The sequence below is a fragment of the Protofrankia sp. Cr2 genome (assembly GCF_963555885.1).
Lineage (GTDB): Bacteria > Actinomycetota > Actinomycetes > Frankiales > Frankiaceae > Protofrankia.
The window spans coordinates 91,315-94,787 of record NZ_CAUVXG010000016.1; the positions used below are offsets into that span (position 1 = coordinate 91,315).

3 protein-coding genes and 1 pseudogene are annotated in these 3,473 nt (G+C 65.7%); 2 read left to right on the top strand and 2 right to left on the bottom strand.

Translation table 11 applies throughout. The annotated features are described in order from the left end of the window. Positions 1–357, top strand: a pseudogene (locus U9978_RS10250) (hypothetical protein); the annotation flags it as partial. A gap of 128 nt (positions 358–485) precedes the next feature. On the opposite strand, the gene U9978_RS10255 reads toward U9978_RS10250, so the two are convergent. After that, positions 486–1,778, bottom strand: a complete 1,293-nt coding sequence (locus U9978_RS10255; protein ID WP_322760849.1) for an ATP-binding protein — start codon at positions 1,776–1,778, stop codon at positions 486–488. Between the two features lie 96 nt (positions 1,779–1,874). Continuing rightward, positions 1,875–2,381, bottom strand: a complete 507-nt coding sequence (locus U9978_RS10260) for a pyridoxamine 5'-phosphate oxidase family protein (RefSeq protein WP_322760850.1) — start codon at positions 2,379–2,381, stop codon at positions 1,875–1,877. Positions 2,382–2,853: 472 nt separating this feature from the next. Between U9978_RS10260 and U9978_RS10265 the strand changes: the two genes are divergently transcribed. Further along, positions 2,854–3,423 (top strand): NUDIX hydrolase, encoded by a 570-nt coding sequence (locus U9978_RS10265; protein ID WP_322760851.1) that lies wholly within the window; start codon positions 2,854–2,856, stop codon positions 3,421–3,423. Positions 3,424–3,473 lie beyond the last annotated feature (50 nt).

Consider the following 3,473-nt stretch of genomic DNA (forward strand, 5'->3'; position numbering starts at 1 on the left):
GCGGCTGAACGTGCCGCGGCTGAACGTTCTGGCCAGGCACAGCGAGATCGTGAAGGGAATCAGGCGTTCCCCGACGGGAACCTGTCCATCACGCCCACGCTGACGCTGTCGCCCTCTACGGTGGCGGTCGGGAATACATACCGGGCCACGGCTTCGGGGTTTTGGCCCAGCGAGCAGGTGCAATTCTCCTGGACCGGCCCATCCAGCGGCGTGATCAGCGCTGTCGCCGCGGGGATCAGCGGCCAGGCCGCCATTCAGGTCCGTGAAGGCGCCACCCCCGGCAACTATCTGATCATAGCCAGAGGGCTGAGATCAGGGCAGACTGCCTCAACGCGCTTGCGGGTCGTCGGCAACTGAGCCGGGTGATGGCGACACCTTCTGCCATGGCGGTCAGTTTCGTGAGAACGAGGTCCCAGCCAGGCCCCACGTTCTCAGCGACATAGGGCATCGCCGCGGCGAGCTCGTCCAAAACGGGCAGTGCAGGGTCAGGGTCCCAGTGCGGCGGCCGGGATAACCGCGATGCCGTCCTGTCGCCGATAGGCATGGGTACCGGTGGTGATGACGGCTGCGTCGAGCAGGTCGTCGCCCAGTCGGTCCCGCAGCCATCTCAGGTGGACGGTGTCGCGGTCGCTGACAGTAGGGGCGAGTTTGATCTCGAACGCGACGACGCGATGGTCGGCTCGCTGGACGATCAGATCGACTTCGTGATCCCCGTTCCGGGTCCGCAAGTGATGCACGACGGCTTCGGAGGCTTGTGCATACACGCGCATGCTGAGTGTTACGAGCGACTCGAACAGAGCGCCGAGCAGCGGACCGTGACGGGGGATGGCTGGTCCGGAGACGGAGTCGTCCAGTAGAGCGTGCACGTCCGCGCCGAGCAGGCGTGCGGCGAGAGCCGGGTCTGCCAGGTGATGCTTGGGCGCCATACCCAGCCTGGCGAAGGTGTTCCGATTGGGAGACCAGCCGCTCAGCGGGTCGAGTAGCCACAGCTGTGACAGCACATCCCGATAGCCGATGGTGGTTGTCTTGGCGGGCTTGTCGTCGTCGCCCGCGGTCGCCGCATCGAGGATGACGCTGTACGAGGTTGTCGTGGCGGTCGCGCTGGCGTGGGCGGTAAGCCACGCTTTCAGAGTGGCGGGTCGACGGACCAGGTGGCCTTGTTCGGGGAAGTCCCGTTCGACGATCCGGGCGAGGTAGCCGTCGAGTTGCGCTCTGCGTGCTCTGGCCGGTAGATCGCGGATTCCCGGGAAGCCGGACCGTATGATCTCCTCGGCGTAGTCAGACATGGTCAGGTCCGAGGAGCCGTCGACGACCGGGTGTCCTCCGGTGAGGAGATCGGACAGTCCGACGGCGGGAGTCGCCAGCCCGCGTTCCGCGAGGCTCATCGGACGCATGCGCAGCGTCACGATCCGACCGGCGCCGGAATGGGTGGGCGCGATGGTCGGCGTGGCGCTACCCGTTAGCAGGAAGCGGCCGGGTGCGGGGTCACGGTCGACGCTGCGGCGTACGAGGTCCCACACCGCCGGTTCACGTTGCCATTCATCGACGAGCACCGGCGTGGGTGAGCGGTCGAGGCGTTGCGGATCGGCCCGCAGGAGTTCGCGCTGGGCCGAGTCGTCCAACGTGAAGACCGTACGGGCTCGTCGCGTTGCTGTCGCAGTCTTGCCGACACCCTTCGGCCCTTCCAGGCTGATCGCAGCCAGGCCAGGCAGCAATTCGTCGAGTTCGCTGTCCACCACACGGGTCCGGTACTCGCGCACGGTGCTGTACGCTACCATTCGCAGGCGTTCTACGCTACCGTTAGCCGACATTTTCGTTGATCTGTTCGAGTGCGGCCCGGTCGTATATCGGTGACTTAGAGCGCCCGAAAATGATCATTTTCGGATGGTTCGCCCGGGTCGGGCTCCCTCGCGCCAGAAGTCCACGACGAGCTCGTCATCGGCAACACTGATCATCGTCAGCTCGGTGACGTCGATCCTGAACAGGGCGAACGGCTCGGGCACCGGTGCGTCCGCGGACGTCGCCCAGGCCGCTCGGTAGGCGTTCAGGCTGTCGGTGTCACTCACGACGACCGCACGGCCGTTGATTTTCGCATCACCGTGGGCGACGTTCTTGTCCGTGGTCGCGTTGTGCAGGGCACAGCGTGGGTCCCGCAGCAGGTCGGTTCCCTTGCGGGAGTCCGGCATCATGCCGAGCCACAGCCCGCCGAGCGCGAACAGCGGCTCGATCCCGCTCACCCGGGGAGAGCCGTCGCGCCGCAGGGTGGCGAGGATCGCGAGCCCGTACGCCTCGAACCGACCCCTGACCGCCGCCGCGAGTTCCGGAGCGGCCGTTTCGACGTCATCCCAGTTGGCCATGCCGACCATGCTGCCAGTCAGCACCGACAATCCTGCCGCTGCGCCAGGCGGCACGCGCTGGGGCCAGGGTTGTGATCTGATGGCCTGCCTCGCAGTGAGGTGTGGTTGGGTGCTTGTTCGGTAGGTTTTGAGCGACCGGCAATAGGGGCGTGGATAGAGTCCGCTGGTGATCTATGGGTGATCTATGGGTACTACTCGGACAATGATGGACGGTAGGCAGGTAGCGCGTTCGGCGTGACGTCCCGGAAGCGGTCGATCATCTCGATGACGCGTTTTTCGTGTGGCCAATGCGTAACAGACTGGTCAATCAGTTCACGTGTGGGGCGTCAGTCGGGCCGTTCATCTTCCTGATCCAGGGCGAAATACTCGCCGCCCTAGCGGCATTGTCCGCAGGGATGGTAGAGCCTGGCGTGCATGAAGTTGACCCCGGCGACCATGAAATAATCGCGTCGGCCTGGCTGCGTTGTTTCAACGACGACTGAGGAGTCCGTCCGCTGTGACCGTCACCAACGAGGACGTGACCGTGATGGTCCGCCAATATCTCGACGTTTATCCCGATGAGGCTCACGTGCTGCGTCCGCTGCTCGACGCGGCAACGGTCTGCATACCGGTAGCTTCCCGCACGACGATGCCGGGACATGTCACCTGCGGCGCGGTCGTGGTCGCTCGCGACGGGCTGGTGTTGCGGATCCGGCATGCCGCGCTCGGGCGGTGGCTGCTACCTGGTGGTCACGTCGAACCGTCCGACTCCTCGCTCGTGGACGCTGCGCTGCGGGAACTCGCCGAGGAAACCGGCATCGACCCGACATCCGCGGGTCTGCTGCTGTCCCGGCCAGTGGACATCGATGCCCACCTGATCCCGGCGAACCCTGCTCGGGGCGAACCCGAGCACACGCACTACGACCTGCGGTTCCTGTTCGGCCTCACCGCGGAAGTTGCGGTGACGATCCAGGCTGAGGAGGTGACCGGATATCGGTGGGCCCCAGCCGCTGACCTCGGTAGCCGCCTCGGTGGTCGTGTTGTCGCCCGCCTTGTCACACCCACCCGCTCCGTTCCGTCCCCATAGTGGATCCCGGGGGGCCGGGGGAGGGGTGGCTGCCCTGTACCGAACTAGGC